At 63.4% G+C, this 18,050-nt stretch carries 15 protein-coding genes; 3 read left to right on the top strand and 12 right to left on the bottom strand.

All coding sequences use genetic code 11. From position 1 onward, the window contains the following. Window positions 1–48: 48 nt before the first annotated feature. From GYH35_RS26890 to GYH35_RS26875, 4 genes are all read right to left on the bottom strand, one after another. Window positions 49–285 (bottom strand): hypothetical protein, encoded by a 237-nt coding sequence (locus GYH35_RS26890; RefSeq protein WP_161813301.1) that lies wholly within the window; start codon window positions 283–285, stop codon window positions 49–51. Window positions 286–345: 60 nt separating this feature from the next. Next, on the bottom strand, window positions 346–630 hold the full coding sequence (locus tag GYH35_RS26885; RefSeq protein WP_161813300.1) for an RNA recognition motif domain-containing protein: 285 nt from the start codon (window positions 628–630) through the stop codon (window positions 346–348). A 341-nt stretch (window positions 631–971) separates the two neighbouring features. After that, entirely contained in the window at window positions 972–2,576 is a 1,605-nt protein-coding gene (locus GYH35_RS26880; protein WP_161813299.1) for an ABC-F family ATPase, read from the bottom strand. A gap of 40 nt (window positions 2,577–2,616) precedes the next feature. Continuing rightward, a complete protein-coding gene (locus tag GYH35_RS26875) occupies window positions 2,617–3,903 on the bottom strand; it encodes an MFS transporter (RefSeq protein ID WP_161830020.1) in 1,287 nt (428 codons plus the stop codon). 166 nt (window positions 3,904–4,069) lie between these two features. Between GYH35_RS26875 and GYH35_RS26870 the strand changes: the two genes are divergently transcribed. After that, the gene (locus GYH35_RS26870) at window positions 4,070–4,498 is read left to right on the top strand and encodes a bacteriohemerythrin (protein WP_161813297.1); all 429 of its coding nucleotides are present in this window, start codon (window positions 4,070–4,072) and stop codon (window positions 4,496–4,498) included. 80 nt (window positions 4,499–4,578) lie between these two features. Continuing rightward, window positions 4,579–6,210 carry a vWA domain-containing protein gene (locus tag GYH35_RS26865; RefSeq protein ID WP_161830019.1) on the top strand — a complete coding sequence of 544 codons (1,632 nt, stop codon included), beginning with the start codon at window positions 4,579–4,581 and terminating at the stop codon, window positions 6,208–6,210. On the opposite strand, the gene GYH35_RS26860 is transcribed toward GYH35_RS26865, so the two are convergent. The 4 genes from GYH35_RS26860 to GYH35_RS26845 all read right to left on the bottom strand — a co-directional run bounded on the left by GYH35_RS26860 (window position 6,188) and on the right by GYH35_RS26845 (window position 10,731). Further along, complete coding sequence (locus tag GYH35_RS26860) at window positions 6,188–6,943, bottom strand: transglycosylase SLT domain-containing protein (RefSeq protein WP_161830018.1); 756 nt, start codon at window positions 6,941–6,943, stop codon at window positions 6,188–6,190. The two genes, GYH35_RS26865 and GYH35_RS26860, sit on opposite strands and share 23 nt — an antisense overlap. An 82-nt stretch (window positions 6,944–7,025) precedes the next feature. Continuing rightward, window positions 7,026–7,694 (bottom strand): hypothetical protein, encoded by a 669-nt coding sequence (locus tag GYH35_RS26855; protein WP_161830017.1) that lies wholly within the window; start codon window positions 7,692–7,694, stop codon window positions 7,026–7,028. 18 nt (window positions 7,695–7,712) lie between these two features. Then, a complete protein-coding gene (locus tag GYH35_RS26850; RefSeq protein ID WP_161830016.1) occupies window positions 7,713–8,651 on the bottom strand; it encodes an alpha/beta hydrolase family protein in 939 nt (312 codons plus the stop codon). 70 nt (window positions 8,652–8,721) lie between these two features. Beyond that, on the bottom strand, window positions 8,722–10,731 hold the full coding sequence (locus GYH35_RS26845) for an ATP-binding protein (RefSeq protein ID WP_161830015.1): 2,010 nt from the start codon (window positions 10,729–10,731) through the stop codon (window positions 8,722–8,724). 234 nt (window positions 10,732–10,965) lie between these two features. Between GYH35_RS26845 and GYH35_RS26840 the strand changes: the two genes are divergently transcribed. After that, a complete protein-coding gene (locus GYH35_RS26840) occupies window positions 10,966–13,014 on the top strand; it encodes an alpha/beta hydrolase family protein (RefSeq protein WP_161813291.1) in 2,049 nt (682 codons plus the stop codon). Between the two features lie 66 nt (window positions 13,015–13,080). Here the strand turns inward: GYH35_RS26840 and GYH35_RS26835 are convergent, their stop codons facing one another. The 4 genes from GYH35_RS26835 to GYH35_RS26820 all read right to left on the bottom strand — a co-directional run bounded on the left by GYH35_RS26835 (window position 13,081) and on the right by GYH35_RS26820 (window position 18,048). Further along, entirely contained in the window at window positions 13,081–13,347 is a 267-nt protein-coding gene (locus tag GYH35_RS26835) for a GlsB/YeaQ/YmgE family stress response membrane protein (RefSeq protein WP_129642487.1), read from the bottom strand. Between the two features lie 81 nt (window positions 13,348–13,428). Continuing rightward, on the bottom strand, window positions 13,429–13,794 hold the full coding sequence (locus GYH35_RS26830; protein ID WP_161813290.1) for a DUF3592 domain-containing protein: 366 nt from the start codon (window positions 13,792–13,794) through the stop codon (window positions 13,429–13,431). A gap of 137 nt (window positions 13,795–13,931) precedes the next feature. Beyond that, complete coding sequence (locus GYH35_RS26825) at window positions 13,932–14,885, bottom strand: MBL fold metallo-hydrolase (RefSeq protein ID WP_161813289.1); 954 nt, start codon at window positions 14,883–14,885, stop codon at window positions 13,932–13,934. Between the two features lie 4 nt (window positions 14,886–14,889). Continuing rightward, window positions 14,890–18,048, bottom strand: coding sequence for an efflux RND transporter permease subunit (locus GYH35_RS26820; protein WP_161830014.1), 3,159 nt, complete (start codon window positions 18,046–18,048; stop codon window positions 14,890–14,892). Window positions 18,049–18,050: the final 2 nt, after the last annotated feature.

Genomic DNA, 18,050 nt, shown 5'->3' with positions numbered 1-18,050 from the left:
GCATGCCGCGACTGTAGTCGCGCGCCCGCGATGGCGGCAAGGTACGGGTTATTTATGCTTTTGTTTGCCGACCCGGCGCTCGTTGAGCCGTTCGGTCAACTCATCCACGTGCCGAGTGACTTCGGTCAGCGTGCCGGCCCGCAAGCCGGTAATTTCGTTGTCACCCTGGGTGATCACATATTGATGCCAGGGGCCCTCGCCGCCTTCGGGCGCGACAGTGGGCGTCACGGAGCGACGTACGAACGGCACCTCGAGCCACGTTTCAGTGGCGCCGGTAAGTTTCATCGCAGCTCCTCATAGACAGGGAACAGCCCCGCGACGCGGATGCGTCGCGGGGCCGTCGAATCACCAGCGACGCGGACCGCCGCCACCACCGCCACCGCCGCGGGGCTTGTCCTGCGCCTCGTTCACCTTGAGCGGACGGCCGCCCATGTTGAAGCCATTCAGGGTCTGGATGGCGCGGGCCGCATCGGCACGGGGCATCTCGACGAAGCCGAAACCGCGAGGACGGCCGGTTTCGCGATCCATGATCAGGGCGACGGACTCAACGGTGCCGTGCTGCGCGAACAGGTCGCGCACGGCGTTTTCATCGGCGGAAAAGGGCAGATTGCCCACGTAGATCTTACTCATTCAATACTCCAACAAGACGCGAACCCGCCGGCATCGAGCCGGCACTCAACGCGCTCCCACCCATCCAAAGCAGGAACGCCTAAACAGGCCGCAAAACGGGCTGTGCACAACGCACGCCCCACCATGGTTCGGCAACGATTCGGTTTAGGTTGAGTTGGTCGCGCCAGGATGGCGCCGGCGAAGGCATGGATGAGGAAATCGCCGCGGACCAAAAAAGATAAAGAGAAAGGTTACGAGCCGTAAGCACTATACACGTCCGCAGGCCTGTATGACGAATATTTTAGATGAATCTACCGTAGGCGGCGCCCGACCCTGGGCCTGACGCCGCCCCCAGGTCAGGATCAGGCGATGAGGCCTTGCGAGCGCAGATACTCGTCGTAGGTGCCCTTGAAGTCGACCAGCTGGCCGCCCGGCCGCACTTCGATGATGCGGTTGGCGACGCCGCCGACGAACTCGCGATCGTGCGAGACGAAGACCACGGTGCCCGGATATTTCTCCACGCCGATCTGCAGCGACTCGATGGTTTCCATGTCCATGTGGTTGGTGGGCTCGTCGAGCAGCAGGACATTCGGCCGCTGCAGCATCAGCTTGCCGTAGATCATGCGGCCCTTCTCGCCGCCGGACAGCACCTTCACCGACTTGCGTGTTTCCTCGCCGGAGAACAGCAAACGACCCAGCGTGGCGCGCACGATCTGATCGTCGTCGCTCTTGCCGCGCCATTCGGTCATCCAGGTGAACAGATCCACCTTTTCCGCAAACTCCGCCTGCGGATCCTGCGGCATGTAACCGACCTTGGCGCTCTCGACCCAGGTGATGGTGCCTTTGTCCGGTTGCAGCTCGCCGGCCAGCAGACGCATCAAGGTGGTCTTGCCGACGCCGTTCTGGCCGATGATGGCGATGCGCTCGCCGGCTTCGACGTTGAAATTCACATTGTCGAGCACCGGCGTGTCCGCGCCGGGATAGGTGAAGCGCAACTCCTCCACCGTCACCGCGTTTCGATACAGCTTTTTTTCCTGCTCGAAACGAATGTACGGATTCTGGCGCGACGACGGCTTGAGCTCTTCGATCTTGATCTTTTCGATCTGACGCTGGCGGGACGTCGCCTGCCGCGCCTTCGAAGCGTTCGCCGAGAACCGGCGCACGAATTCCTGCAGGTCGGAGATGCGCTCCTTCGCCTTGGCATTCGACGCTTCCACACGCTCACGCGCCTGCACGGAGGCAAGCATGAAGTCATCGTAGTTGCCCGGCCAGATTTTCAGCTGGCCATAATCGAGATCGGCCATGTGCGTGCACACCTGATTCAGGAAGTGACGGTCGTGGCTGATGATGATCATGGTCGCGTCGTACTGGTTGAGCACGCCCTCCAGCCAACCGATGGAATGGATATCCAGGTTGTTGGTGGGCTCGTCGAGCAGCAACACGTCGGGACGCGAGAACAGCGCCTGTGCGAGCAACACACGCAACTTCCAGCCCGGCGCGACTTCACGCATCGGGCCGTTGTGATAGGACGGATCGATGCCGGCGTCCTTCAAAATGCTGGCGGCGCGGGCTTCGGCGTCATAGCCGCCGTACTCCGCGAATTTCGCTTCGAGCTCCGCGGCGTGCATGTAATCCGCGTCGCTCGCCTCCGGATTCGCATAGATGCGATCGCGCTCGACCATCGCTTCCCACATCTCCGCGTGGCCTTGCATCACCACGTCGAGCACGCGCTGATCTTCGTACGCGAATTGATCCTGGCGCAGCTTGCCCAGGCGCAGGCCGTTCACCAGCATCACTTCGCCGGAGCTGGGCTCCAGCTCGCGGCCGAGGATTTTCATGAACGTGGACTTGCCGCAGCCGTTCGCACCGATCAGCCCATAGCGGTTGCCGTCGGTGAACTTGACCGAGACCTGTTCGAACAGCGGCTTGGCGCCGAATTGGATGGAGACGTTGGCGGTTGAAAGCATTGCGCGTGTATTCGATTTTGCCGAAGACGAAAATGAAGGCTCAAAGTTGTGGCTGCGGCCGACGGATCAAGAGCAGCGCCAGCAAAGTCAGCGCGCCCGCGGCCGTGAGGTAATAGCCGACATACGCCAGGCCATAGTGCGTGGCGAGCCAGGTGGCCACGTACGGCGCGAGCGAGGCGCCGACGATGCCGGCGAGGTTGAAGGTCAAAGAGGCGCCAGTGTACCGGACCGAGGTCGGAAACAGCTCTGAAAGTGCCGTACCGAGCGGACCGTAGGTCAGGCCCATCAGGCCCAGCCCTAACGCGAGGAATATGACCACACGGAGCGGCGAGGCGGCGCTGAACAGCGGCGCGAAGAACAGGCCGAACGCCATGATGCCGAGCGTCGCGGCGATCAACATCGCGAAACGCCCGCGCCGGTCGGCGATCACCGCGGACACTGGAATCGTCAGCGCGAAGAACAACACGCCGATCATCTGCAGGATCAGGAATTCCTGGCGCGAATAACCCAGCGCGCCGGTGCCCCAGCTGAGCGAGAACACCGTCATCAAATAGAAAATCACAAACGTGGCGGTGGCGGCGAACGTGCCGAGAACCAACGTCACCGGGTGTTTGGTCACCACGGTCAGCATCGGCAGACGCACGCGCTCGTTGTTGTCGATGGCGCGCTGAAATGCCGGCGTTTCATGCAAACGCAGGCGGACATACAAGCCGACGAACACCAGCAACGCGCTCGCGACGAACGGCACACGCCAGCCCCACGCGAAGAACTCCGCATCGCTCAGGAATTCGGTCAGCAGCAGGAACACACCGGTGGAACAAATGAACCCCAGCGGCGCACCGAGCTGCGGGAACATGCCATACCAGGCTCGCTTGCCCGGCGGCGCATTTTCAGTGGCGAGCAGCACTGCCCCACCCCACTCGCCGCCCAAACCCAGCCCCTGGCCGAGACGACATAAAGCCAGCAGCGCCGGCGCCCACAAGCCGATGGTCTCATAGGTCGGCAGCAAGCCGATGAACACCGTCGACAGCCCCATCGTCAGCAGCGCGGCCACCAGCGTCGCCTTGCGCCCGACGCGGTCGCCGAAATGCCCGAACAGCGCCGAGCCCAGCGGCCGCGCGAAAAACGCCAGCGCGAACGTAGCCAGCGACTGCAGCGTTGCCGAGGCCTGATCGCCCGCTGGAAAGAACAGCTGCGGGAACACCAGCACGGCCGCCGTCGCGTAGATGTAGAAGTCGAAGTATTCGATGGTGGTGCCGATCAGGCTCGCAAACAGCACCCGCCGCGGCGAGTTGCCCGCGCCGCTCGACGCCGACGTCTGAGTCATTGGCTTCCGGGGAAGATTTAAGGAGTTTTTCGGGCGCGGATTCTCGCACGAAAGGCCACCGAAATGGGCCATCCGGGGTTCACCGGAGCGACCCCGGGGAACCCCGCGTTCAGCGCCGGCGCCGGGTGGTCGCTATAGGTCAGTGAGACAACTAAAAGGATCAGCAATGACTCTGTTTACCTGGGACTCGAAGAAATACGACGTGTTGGTCGAGGACATGAACCACCAGCACCACCTCATCGTCGACGCCATGAACGCGCTGTATGACAGATCGCACGCAGGCGCCGGCAAAGTCGAGCTGACTCGACTGCTGCAGCACCTGGAGACCATCACGGTGCGTCATTTCCGCGAAGAGGAAGCCATGCTGGCGCGCCAGCACTATCCGCAGGTGGAGATTCACAAGGGCATCCACGCGCGGCTGCTCAAGGAACTGGCGGCCCACAAGCAGGAATTCGCCGCCGGCCCGGGCGTGTTCACCAAGGAATTCTTCGATTACCTCGAGCTCTGGCTGCGGTCTCACATAATGCACATCGACCGCAAATACGGTGAGCACTTCGCCCAGGAAGCGAAGAAGGAACACCGCAAGGCGGGCTGAGCGCCGGCCCTATCGGCCGAGGCGAACCGGCGCGGGCGTGCCCTAAGATCCGCACTCCCGCGCCTGCCTGAAGGTCCTCCATGCTTGCCCGATCGACCCTGTCGAGAATCGTTTGGTTGTTCCTGATCGGCACTTCCTGGGCCTGGGCGGCGCCGGCTCTGCATGCGCCGGCGACGGCGAACATCGGCACGCCGGTGACCATCGCCTTCACGGGCAACGCGAACCCGCGAAACTTCATCACCATCGTCGTCAAGGGCGCGCCTGAAGGGCGTTACGACGAATATGGCTATGCCGACGCCTCCGGCAAGATCGAGCTGCACGCGCCGGCGACGCCCGGCGATTACGAAATTCGTTTGCTGTCAGCCGACAGCCCTTACCCGACGCTGGCTCGCGCGCCGCTGAAAGCCACTGCAGTCACCGCGACGCTCGAAGCGCCCGCCCAGGTCGGCGCCGGCGCAGAGTTCAAGGTCAAGTGGACCGGGCCGAACAACGAGCGCGACTACATCGCCATCGGCAACGCCGAACGGCCGTATCTCGTTTACGAGTACACGCGTTACGGCAACCCGGTGGTGCTGCGCGCTCCCGATGCCGGCGGCGAGTACGAGCTGCGCTATTTCCTGGGGAATGGCGACAAAGTCATCGGCTCGCGAAAGTTCACGATTGGCGCCGTGACCGCGTCGTTGCAGGGGCCGACGGAAGCTGTTGCCGGCAGCACGTTCGCTGTGACCTGGAAAGGTCCAAACAATCCGTCCGACTACATCACCGTGGTCCCGAAAGGTGCGCAGGAAGGCACGAGCGGCAACTATGAATATCCCTCGCGCGGCAATCCGGCGAAGCTGCTGGCGCCGCTGCAGGCGGGGGAATATGAGTTGTGGTACGCCACTGGCCAGACGCACACCACGCTCGCCAAAGCAAACATTCGCATCACACCCGCCAAACAGGAGCCCGGCAAGCTCGTCGTCACCGCGGCTAATGCGGTCGCGACGGGCGGTGGCATCGAAATCATACTCGATGCTTCAGGCAGCATGCTGCAGAAGATGGGCGGTCAGCGGCGCATCGACATCGCGAAACAAACATTGAGCAAGCTCACCTCGAGCGACATCCCCGCCGGCACGCCGTTCGCGCTGCGCGTCTTCGGTCGCGAAGTCGATTCGTGCCAGACCGATTTGGATATTCCCGTCAGCCCGCTCAGCGCTGCAGCCGTGGACGCGAAGATCAAAGCGTTGGAAGCGAAGAACAACGCACGCACTCCGATCGGCGCATCCCTGGAAAAAGTGTCATCGGACCTGGCGGCCATCAGGGGCGAGCGTCTGGTCGTGCTGCTGACCGATGGCGAAGAGACCTGCGGCGGCGATCCGGCCGCGGCCATTGCGGCGCTCACCAAGGCTGGCGCGACGGTGCGCGTCAACATCGTCGGCTTCGCCATCGAAGATCCCAAGCTGGCGGTCACGTTCAGCCACTGGGCAGCGCTCGGCAACGGCAGTTACTTCGACGCGAAAGACGCCGCCGGGTTGAGCAAGGCACTGACGCAGTCGATGCGCCCGAGCTTCGAAGTGGTCACTCCGCAAGGCCAGGTGATCGCGACTGGCGTGGCGGGCGGCGACCCGATCGGCGTGATGCCCGGCAACTACTCCGTGCGCATCAAGGGCCAGACGAGTCGTGCCCAGTCGGTCACGATCGAGTCCAAGGCTACTGCCACAGTGAAGCTTTAGGCTGTTGCGCAAGGGCGGCGAAGACTTTCTTCATCCGGTTCACGCGCGAGATGTAGCCCTGCACGGAATGATCGCCGCAGTGCTGGCCGGGGCGCGGCCGGAAGCCGCGCCGCGCGAACGAGGCGCCCGCGCCGGCACCGCAAACGTGAATCACTGCGGCCAGATCCTGTTTTTGTTTGAGCGTCGCGGAACGGATGCCGTTCCTGGCGAGAATGACCGCGATGCGGCGATCGAGATACGCGGACGTCATCTCTACCGCATGCGATGGAATGACGCGCAGATACAGGCTGTTGAACCAGCATGACTTGAAGTCGTTCCACGGCCCCTCGTCCACCACCTTGTGATCGTGAATGCACAGCCGGCTGGTCTCCTCGAACGTGCCGTCGGTGATCTGATACATCCCCACCGCGCTCGAGGCCGGCCGATAGATGTCGAAGGGCTTGTGCGTGAACGTCCAGCGCCAGTAAGTCCGCACGATGGGATTGCCCGAGCCCTCGACCTGCGCGAGCGCGGCCAGCAATTCAGGACTGACGGTGGCGGTGGAATGTTTGCGGAAGATGGGCTCGTACGACGTCCAGGTCTCGCTGGGCGATTTGTAGAGCGTGCCACTGACCGGGAAGAACAGCTCGGTGGGCTTGCGCACCACCTGGTAGATGATGTTGACCGCGAACCAGGTGGACACGGTCAACAACAGCACCACCACCAACTGCAAGGTCAGCGGCGCTGAACGCAAAATGCGCAGCCACCGCTTGCGGGTGGCTGCGCTCGGCAGAAACTTCGATAGGCTCCAGCTGCGGCGTTTGCCGCGTGGTTTGCTACTGCGTCGACTGCTGATCAGCAGACTCCTTGCTCTCGGATTGGTCCTTGTCCTTTGCCTTGTCGTCGTCCGCGTCTTTGCCGGTCGGACCGCCCACCGCTGCCGCGTAGTTGGCCTTCAGATATTCGCTGATGAGATCGGTGGTCCGCACCAGCATCGCTTTGTCGGTAGCGCCGTAGGACCACGCCGCGCCCATGGCATTCGCGTGCTGATAGAACTGCGGTTCGGCGATCACCTCGCCGGTCGCGGCATCGCTCAGCTTGACCGTGACCAGGACCGCCGTGCCGCCGGCAAACGCACCCTTCCAGAAGCGCGCCTTGCCGCTGATGAATTTCACATGAGTGACTGCCGGTTCGATCTTGAGCGTCTTCGGCGGCGAGCTCTTCGCTTCCTTGGCGTTCCATTCGGTGAGCAGCGGCGGCACGCGCTCGTCGAGATTGACCTGCAGACGCTGCCTGGCGTCTTCGTTCACTTCCTCGCCAGCGTATGGCGCGCCCATCTCGAACGGCACCATCTCGAAACGATCGAAGCTGTTCAACGCCGCCGTCGGCGGCGGATTGCTGATTTCCTTCGGCTCGAAATTGTCGGGCGCGTCACCTTTGGCCCACGACTGCACCGGCTGCACGGCCAGCGCCAACATCAACACTGCAATCCGACTGACTCGCATGAATACTCCAACCAGAGCTCAGCGGGTCGAGCCCACCGGCCACTGACGATTATGAAACCACGCACCGATCGAGCCGCGCAATGCTTCCAGGCTGCCTGGGCTCGTCCAACCGTGCGCCAGGCCCGGCACCAGAATGAGTTGCAGACGCGGCACGGCCATCGCCTCGTAATACGCGGGCATCAATGCCTGATGCAAAGTGCTGGCAACCTCGGGCGTCAGCACTGCTTCGTCGTTCCCATGAATGATCAGCAGTGCCGGCGCCGGGTCACCCTTGGCGATATCCTTCGCACGACCCGCGGCATCCGAGCGCTGCGCAAGTCTACGGGCCGCATCCGTCCAGTTATATGACCCTTTAGTGGCACGCTCATAAGCCTCGACCGATGCACTCAAGCCTGTTGACGCATTCAACGTGACGGCAGCGCCGATTCGCACATCCCTTTCGGCCAACGCATACAACACGGCAGCGCCGCCGGCCGAGAATCCGAACAACCCGATGCGTTCGCCATGCTTCATACAACCGTGTTGTTCGAGCGCTCGAACCACAGCGGGCAACTCCTTGGCCGCTCCCATCACCGCCGGCTCGAACACCAGCGTCGCGAGATCCTCTTGCTGCCGGCGCGCTAATTCCTTCGCGCCTCCTTCGGGCGCACGTGAACCGAACAGCGGCAGGCCGAGATACACTTTTACCGCCGGCACATCATCCAGCGGCAGCGCTTCCATCAACGCTTGCTCGCTCGCAGGCGGGCCGAAGCCGTGCCACAGCACGATGGGTGATTTCCGGATCTCCGATGGGATACGGACCAGCGCGGGCGTTTCACCGAGCGTGGTCTTGATAACAACCGGATCGGCCCCGCCGACACGTGTCGCTGCGCAGTCGAAGTCGCTGTTACTTTGCGCATTCGCGGGACTTGCGATCGCGACGCAAAGGCTTGCGAGCGCGGCATGACTCACACGCATCATCTTCTCCGCAGCAGCTGATGCGAATCAGTATAGCGACGCCGGCTCGCGGCCTGTGGAGGCGAGATGGCTAATCCGTAGCTTCGACTGGCTTGCGTGGTGGAGCGTCGGCGAAGACCAGCCGGAACACCACGCCGCCGCCCGGACGCGGATCGTTGTTGGCGCCGGAGCGCACGCCGGGCGAAAGCTCGCGCGACACGAACATCGAAATGCCCGTGCCTGCTTTACCCGCCGACAAGAACGGCTCGAACACGCGTTTGGAATCGGCGGGACCGATCGCGGAGCCGCGATCGATCACGTCGAGATAACGACGCTGCGTGGTGGCGCTGCGGCCGACCCGAATCTCGATGGGATCGTTGGCGTTGGTGGCGCGCCCGTATTTCAGGAGATCGTTACACAGCGACCACAGCAGCTTTTGCAGATGAGCGGGATCGGCGCGCACCGGCACGCTTTCGCGCGGCGCGCTCAGTCGCAGCGTGTCGGCATCGATGTCTTCGGTCTGCCAGAACTCGGTGAGAAACTCTTTGGACCACGACGCCAGGTCGACGCGCTCCAGGCGCACCGACTCGCGCTTCCCGAACTGCAGCGCGTTGCCGATGATGATGCGCAGGCGCGGATCGTTGTTCGAAAGCATGCTTCCCGGCGGCCGGGTCGGTTGCTGTTGTCGCCGGGGTTGAGCGGCAGTCGTCGCGGGAGCTGACGCAGCCGGTGGCGGTGGCGGCGCCGGCTTGGGCGGATTCTCCCAGGGAGATACTTCTTGAAGCGCGGCACGGAAGGTGTTCTGTCGCGCGACGTTTTCTCTCAGGGTATTGGCTCGATACGCATCCTCCTTGTTGGTGCCCGCTCGCTCCGGACGAGCCGCCTCGACGCGCGGTGGGTTTTGACGTCGCGCGCCTTCTCGAAAAGATGAATCTTCGAAGCGATTGCCGCGGGCCCCGCTGGTGCGTAGCGCACTGACCGGCGACAAGGCGCCCGCATATTGGCCATTCTCGTAAGAGGGCTCGCGCAACGCGCCGGCCGCATAAGGGCTTTCGAAAGCACGCTCTCTGGTCACCTCGCCACGGGCGCTCTGATTGCGCACCGGCGCCGGCGGGGCAGCCGGACGCGGCACCGGCTCACGCGGGGCTGGCACCTGATTGACTTCGACCGTCGCAGGCACCATCGACGCGGGCAACCACGACGCCATGCGCGACTTGTCCTCGACGAAGATGAGCGCCGGGCCTTGCGTGCTGTTGTCGAGCGAGACGAACTTCAGTTGCAGCCGGCGCTCGCCGTCGAAGCCCATCATGGTCGGCGTGCTGCGGCTCTCATCGCAAAAGTAACGGCGCCAGGTGTCCAGCAGGTTGGCGAGCCGGGAGGACACGTCGCTCAATAGCGAGCCTGCCGCCACGCTGCCGCCCTGGAGCAGCGTCGAGGCGGTGTCGCTGATCATCGAAACCTTGTTCTCGCCGTCGACGATGAGCACGCCCTCGCGCAGGTGCTCCGAAAGCGTACGCTGCAGCTCGGTGAGCTCGATGTTGGCGGTTTCGCGCTGCCGGTTGATCTCCTCGTTCTGCCGCATGATGCGTGCGAGCTGCGAAATGCCGAGCGCGATGACGATGGTCAACGCGCCGGAGATCGCCGCCGTCGTTACATCGCTCATCGCGTCGACGTTGGCGAGCATCGAGATGATTGGCTGAACGAGCATGGCCAGCGAGGCCGCCACGGCGATCGCCATGGCCAGCCGCCGGCGCAGGATGAAACTGGCCGCGCCGATGGACAGCACCACCAGCGCCGAGATGCCGCCGTTCACGCCGCCGCTGGCGTAGGTGAGCAGCGACAGCACCAGCACATCGGCGAACACGCCGGTCCATGTCTGCAGCACGATATCGGGCGAGCGCCGCCGGATGCTGCTGATCGAGATCACTGCATACAGGAAATAGGCCGTGGCCGCGCCGGCGAACAGCGCAGGGTCGAGCTGCCCGAAGGTTTCGGGCATGATCGAGACGAACAAAACCGCGAGCGATGACGAGGCGAGCAGCCGCAGCCCATTGACGAAGCCGAGCACGCGCCACGACAGCTCGGCCGTCGATACAGGCACAAAAGTCTCCGGGCTCGATGCCACCGCGCCCTTTCCTCCCATTGGCAAGGCGGGGATTCGCCCACCGCCGAGGTCTGGTTTCATTGTGTGAAAGTCAGGCTCGATAATTAAAGCGCGGGATCGGGCAGCTCGCCACAGTCGCAATAACTGCCGGGATCTCTCAATCGCACTGGACGCTCACCGCCGGGAACGCTAGCGTACCGGCCCGTTTTTCCTGCACCAGCAGAGGGATGTATGCAATTGAGGCTTCTCGTTGCGCTCTTGGCGACCGCTACACCGCTGACCGCCGCGCTCGCCGATCCACCGGCCGCGCCCAACAAGATCTTCCAGGGCCGCGACCTGTTCGATCTGCAATACGCCACCGATCCGCAAATCCGTCCGGACGGTCGGGCCGTCGCCTATGCGCGCCGCTCGTTCGACATCATGACCGACCGCGGTCGCAGCTCGATCTGGCTGGTCGACACCGAGACGGGCGCACAGGCGCCGGTGGTCGCCGGCGCGGGCTCGCACGGTTCGCCGCGCTGGTCGCCCAAGGGCGATCGGCTCGCCTATGTCTCCAGCGCCGAGGACGGCCGGCCCCAGCTGTTCGTACGTTGGATGCAAACCGGCCAGACGGCCAAGCTCGCCGAGCTGCTCGACGCGCCGGACTCGCTGACCTGGTCGCCCGACGGCAAGTGGATTGCGTTCACCATGTTCGCGCCGGACGACAAGAAGCCGCTGGGCGAAGCGCCGCCGAAGCCGGAGAACGCCCAGTGGGCGCCGCCGCTGGAAGTGATCACCGATATCACCTATCGCGCCGACGGCGCCGGCTATCTCAAGCCCGGTTACACGCATGTTTATGTGATCGCCGCGGACGGCGGCACGCCTCGTCAGCTGACCTTCGGCGCGTTCAACGAAAGCGGCCCGCTCACCTGGGCGCCGGACGGCAGCTACATCGTCGCGACCGGCAATCGCAATGAGAACTGGCGTCGCGAGCCGGTGAACACCGAGCTGTACCGCATTGCGCTGTCCGATGGCCAGATCACACCGCTGACCCAGCGCGCCGGTCCGGATGGCTCCGCCCGCGTTTCGCCGGACGGCAAGACCATCGCGTATCTCAGCTTCGACGATAAGTTCATGGGCTACCAGAACGTCGAGCTGCATGTGATGAATGCCGACGGCGGCAATCAGCGCTCGCTGACCGCGTCGCTGGATCGCTCCATCGACGACGTACAGTGGGCGCCGAACGGCCGCGATCTCTACATTCGATATGACGATCACGCCGTGACCAAGGTGGCCCGCGTGGCGCTCAATGGCAAAGTCACACCGGTCGCGCAGGGATTGAGCGGCGCGTCGCTCGACCGTCCTTATACCGGCGGCGACTTCACCATCGCGAACGACGGCACGATCGCCTTCACCAGCGGCAGCGGCGCGCGGCCCTCGGATGTTTCCATTTCGCGCGGCGGCCGTAGCAAACAACTCACCAACCTGAACGAAGGCTCGCTCGGCGGCAAGACGCTGGGCCAGGTGCAGCACCTGGACGTAAAGTCCTCGTTCGATCAGCGCCCGGTCGACGCCTGGCTGGTGCTGCCGCCGAACTTCGATCGCAACAAGAAATATCCGCTGATCCTGGAAATCCACGGCGGTCCGTTCGCTGCCTACGCCCCATTGTTCTCCACGGACTACCAGCTGTATGCCGCGGCCGGCTATGTCGTGCTGTACACCAATCCGCGCGGCTCAACGTCTTATGGCGATGAGTTCGCGAACCTGATCCATCACAAATATCCGGGCAACGATTACGACGACCTGATCAGCAGCGTCGATGCGGCGATCGCCCAGGGCTTCGTCGATCCCGACAATCTGTTCGTCACGGGCGGCTCGGGCGGCGGCGTACTGACGGCGTGGATCGTCGGCAAGACCCATCGTTTCAAAGCAGCCGCCTCGCAGAAGCCGGTGATCAACTGGACCAGCCTGGTGCTGACCACCGACGGCACGGCGTTCATGACCAAGTACTGGTTCGGCAAGACGCCTTGGGAAGATCCGGAGACTTACTGGGCGCGCTCGCCGTTGTCGCTGGTGGGCTCGGTGAAGACGCCGACGCTGGTGGTGGTGGGCGATCAGGATTTCCGCACGCCGCTGAGCGACTCGGAGCAGTACTACCAGGCGCTGCAACTGGCCGGCGTGCCGACGGGCCTGGTGAAAGTGCCCGGCGCCTCGCACGGTGGCTTCACGTCGCGGCCGTCGCAGTCCGCCGCCAAGGCCAGCGCCATCCTGGCCTGGTTCGAGCGTTATCGCGGCAAGTGAGCCCGCGTAGATAAAAAAAGGGCCGGACAATGTCCGGCCCTTTTTCCTTTCCAACTCCAGCGGCGCTCAGCGAACGCTGCCGCGGCGGAACAGATTGACGATAGCGAGCAGAATCACAGCGCCCAGCAGCGATACCAGGAAGGTCGCAACCGAGATGCCCTCGTTGATCGTTCCGACTCCGACCATCGGCGAAATGATGAAACCCGCCAGCAACGCGCCGACGATGCCGACGATCACGTTCAACAGAATGCCTTGCTGCGCATCGGTACGCATGATGATGCTGGCCAGCCAGCCACACACGCCGCCGACGATCAACCAAACGAGAATACCCATAAACCCTCCTCCGGGGCGTCGTAACCACTATCGACGACGAAATGAGGGGGCGCGACGGTTGGTTCCGTCGCCTGCAGCGTTTTAGTCGGTAAAACGGGACACCAGGCGGGCAATCACCGCCTGCTTGGGCTGGTCCGGTAAATAGCGCACGGCCACCGTCGTCCCCACCGCGGGCAACGACGCCCGAAGTTCCTCGGCCGGGCGGCGGTCGATATGGCAACCGCGCACCGTATCCATCCCGGTCGGCTCGAACTCGAAATAGATGCGGGCAAAGGCCCCACGCAGCTTGGGCCGCCAGATGTGCAGGATGCGGCCATGGGCGACGTGGCCCCGTTTCAGGATTTCCTGCTGTTCTTTGACGGCGCGCGATACCGACAACGACGACAAAATCGCCGTGACCATGGCGCCCGAGAGGAAGGCGATAATGGGTATCAATTCTGCGGACATGTTCAATCCAAGAGGTAGGGGCGTGCGCAGGATGCGTGAGCCGCATTGCGACGTTCAGCGCAATACATCACGAATTGGGGGCGATTGCCTTTAGGCGAAGCCTGAATTGCCGCCGACGCGGGTTCTTTCCCTACAACTTAATGTTTGTTGAGCCAGGCGCCCAGGCCCTGCGCATTCAACTCGATGTCGGTGGCGAGGATGTCGCGTAGGAAAGATTCCGGCTGGCTCGAGCCGGAGCGCCGCAGCTCGGCGATATAAATATCGGCAAACGCCCGCTTCAGCTGTTCGTGGCGATCGGGCACGAGCGCGAGCGAGCGGGCCGCCGCGACCATGGCATCGACCTGCGAAAGGAATTGCACCGACAGCTGTTCGGGGTTGGCGACCGCGCCAAAGTGCGTCAGATACATCTGCGCCGGCCGTTGGGCCAGCAGGCGCTTGATCGACTCGTGCAACGCTACCTGATCGAACTGCACCGGCGCCGTAGCCGGCACGACATACGGCCCATTGGGCGTGTGCAACTCCGGATAGGCGATGCCGAAGGTGTCGCCAGTAAACCAGCCGCGGCTGGCTTCATCCCAGATGCAGTGGTGATGTTTGGCATGGCCCGGCGTATCCATGAACTGCAACGGACGCCCGCCCAACATCACGACCATGCCATCGCTCGTGGTTGTGACTCTTTCTTCCGGCACCGGCACCAGCTCGCCGTAATCGCGATTGGCCACTTCGACGCCGTACACGGCGCGCACGCCTTCCATCAGCGCCGTCGGATCGATCATGTGACGCGCGCCGCGCGGATGAACGAGCATCCGGGCGTTTGGCAATTCGCTCATCAGCAACCCTGCTCCGCCGGCGTGATCCAAATGCACATGCGTTGGAATCACATAGTCGACGGCGCTGCGCTCGAGTCCGGCAACGTTCAGCGCCGCCAACAATCTCGGCACGGCGTTGTTCGGTCCGGTGTCGATATAAGCAGCTCGACCGTTTTCGACGACCAGATAAGCGGCATCGAACCGGGGCCGGACAAAGCCGGTATCGATGACGAAGATGCCGTGATCCAGAGGCTGGCAGAACTCGGCGGTCGGCGTGCTCATGGAATCATGACAGCTTGGCTGGGCTGCTCTCGTGCTGCTCGCTGGGCGGCGTATGCTCGCCGAGCATCTTGTCCAGAACACGGCTGACATGCTCCGGCGACTTGGTGCGGCGAGCGAAGATCGAATACACCGCCGGCACGGCAAACAGTGTCAGGACCACAGAAACGATCGTGCCGTAGAACACCACGATGCCGATGGGAATGCGCTGCTCCGAGCCCGCGCCCGTCGCGAACAACAACGGCAACGCGCCGAACGCCGTACACAAGCTGGTCATCAACACCGGGCGCAGGCGCGTCTCGGCGGCCTTCACGACGGCCTCGGTGAACTCCAGGCCCTGGTCGCGCAGCTGATTGGCGAACTCGACGATCAGCACGCCGTTCTTGGCGGCGATGCCGATGAGCATGATCACCGCGATCTGACTGAAAATATTGATGGTCGCGCCGTACAGCTTCAATCCGAACACCGCGCCCAGCAACGCCAGCGGCACCGTCACCATGATGATGGCCGGGTGCACGAAGCTCTCGAACTGCGCCGCAAGCACCAGGAACACGATCGCCAGCGCGAAGAAGAACGTGAGATACATCTGCTGGCCGGCGCGCATGTATTCGCCGGATTCGCCGTCCCACATCACCGTCGCTTCCGGCAGCTCGCGCGCCGCGGTCTCCGTGAACCATTCGATCGCTTCGCCCATCGTATAGCCGGGCGCGAGATCGGCACGAATCTCCACCGAACGCAGCCGGTTGAATCGCGGCAACTGCACAGCGCCCGCGGTCTCCTCGATGTGCACGACGTTGGATAGCGGAATCAGCGTATCGCCACGGGCCGACCGCACCCGAATGTTTGTGAGATCGGTAATGGTCTCGCGCGCCTCATCCGCAGCTTGCAGGATGACGTTGTATTCTCGGCCGCGATCGACGTACGTCGTGACGATACGCGAGCCGAGCACAGTCTCCAGCGTCCGGCCGACGGTCTCCAACGACACGCCCAACTCGGCCGCACGGCTACGATCTACCGAGACACGCAATTGCGGTTTGCGTTCTTTGTAGGTGTTATCGATGTTGCGTAACCCCGGATTCTGGCGCGCCAGGTCGACCATCTGGTTCGACCACTTCGCCAGCGTTTCATAATCGGGACCGCCGAGCACGGCTTCGAACGGACGACCTGAACCCCGCCGGCCCAAGCTGCCCTGCTGGTTTGCCATGGCGCGCACGCCGGGCATGGTCTTCTGTGCTTCGGCGACGATCGCGTCCGCAATGTTCTGCGCCGAGCGCTTTCGATCGTGCCAGTCGGTCAACATCATGAAGACGCGGGCCGAATTCACGTCGCCGGTGCGCACGTCGCCGCCACCATTGCCCGGTACGCGCAGCAGGATGTGCGCGATATCGCCGTGCGTCTGCTTCTCTTTCATGGCGATGGCTTCGAGCTTCATCGCATATTGATACATGTGATCGAAGCTGGTGCCTTCCGGCGCTTCGATGGACACGCTGACGCGGCCCGCATCGGCAAGCGGCGTGAATTCCGACGGCACCGATCGGAACGTCAGCGCGCCGAGCAGGACCAGGGCGCCTACGGCGCCGAGGATCAGCCAGGGCCGGCGAATCAGCGAGCGCAGGCGTGCGTCATAAACTTCAGCGAGCTTGCGGAAGAAGCGATCCACCATCCGCGCGAAACGATTCCGATGGGCGTCCGACTCGGGCAGCTTCGACGCCAGCATCGGCGTCAACGTCAACGCCACCAGCGCCGAGAACAACACCGACGCCGCGAGCGTGAAGCCGAACTCGCTGAACAAACGTCCGATGTCGCCCGGCAAGAATGAAATCGGAATGAACACGGCCGCGAGCGTCAAGGTCGTGGCAATGACGGCGAAACCGATTTCGCGACTGCCGGTCACCGCGGCAACCAACGGCGGCTCGCCGAGCTCGGCGCGACGATGCACGTTTTCGAGCACGACGATGGCATCGTCCACGACCAGGCCGATGGCCAGCACCAGGCCGAGCAAGGTGAGCACGTTGGCCGAGTAGCCCATCGCATACATCACGGTGAACGAAGCGATGATGGACACGGGAATCGTCACAGCCGGAATCAGCGTCGCTCGCAGGCTGCCGAGGAACGCGTAGATCACGGCGAGCACGGAGATCAGCGCGAACACGACTGCAATGATCACTTCACGGAGCGCCGCTTCGATCGCCAGACCGTTGTCGACGCCGACCTCCAGCATCGTTCCGCGTGGCATCGTGTCTTGCAGCCTGTCGATCTCGGCTCGCACCCCACGCACGATGTCGAGCGTGTTCGCCTTCGACTGCGCTTCCACCGCCATCGAGACGCCGGATTGGCCATCGAAGCGCGCGGCGGCGCGATCGTTCTCCGCCGCCAACTGCACGTTGGCCACTTCACCCAACCGGATCAGGTGACCGTCGGAGCCCCGCGTGATGACCAGATCGCGGAAGTCTTGTTCGCTATCCAATCCGACCAGTGTGCGAAGCGTGAACTCGCGCGTCTTCGATTCGATGCGGCCGGCCGGCAGCTCGACGTTCTCTCGCCGGAGCGCGTCTTCGACATCGGTGACGGTCAGCTGACGCGCGGCCAAGGCCTGGCGATCCAGCCAGATGCGCATCGAGTAGCGTCGCGCGCCGTTGATGGAAACTCGCGCCACGCCCGGCACGGTCGACAGCCGGTCGATGAGATTGCGCTCGGCGTAGTCGGTGACTTCCAGCGTCGACATGGTGTCGGAGCTGAACAGGATGTACATGATCGGATCGGCGCTGGCGTCGGCCTTCAGCACTTCCGGCGGATCGGCCTCTTCCGGCAGATTGCCGAGCACGCGCGCCACGCGGTCGCGCACGTCGTTGGCCGCGCCATCGATCTCGCGATTCACATCGAACTCGATGCGCACCGACGAGCGCTCGTCTTCGCTGTCCGATTCGATTTTGAGAATGCCCTCGATGCCGGCGATCGAGTCCTCGATCACCTGCGTGATCTTGGTCTCGATGACCGCGGCCGAGGCGCCGGTATAGGTGGTCGTGATCGACACGACCGGCCGATCGATATCGGGATATTCGCGCACCGCCAGGCGCTGCAGCGATACCAGGCCGAAGATGATCAGCAACAGGCTGATGACGGTCGCGAAGACCGGACGGCGGACCGACAGCTCGGACAGCTTCATGA

Origin of the sequence: Steroidobacter agaridevorans (assembly GCF_009932555.1) — a bacterium.
Classification (GTDB): Bacteria; Pseudomonadota; Gammaproteobacteria; order Steroidobacterales; family Steroidobacteraceae; genus Steroidobacter; species Steroidobacter agaridevorans.
Note: the sequence above shows the minus strand (reverse complement) of the source record. Positions and strands in the feature narration are given on the sequence as shown.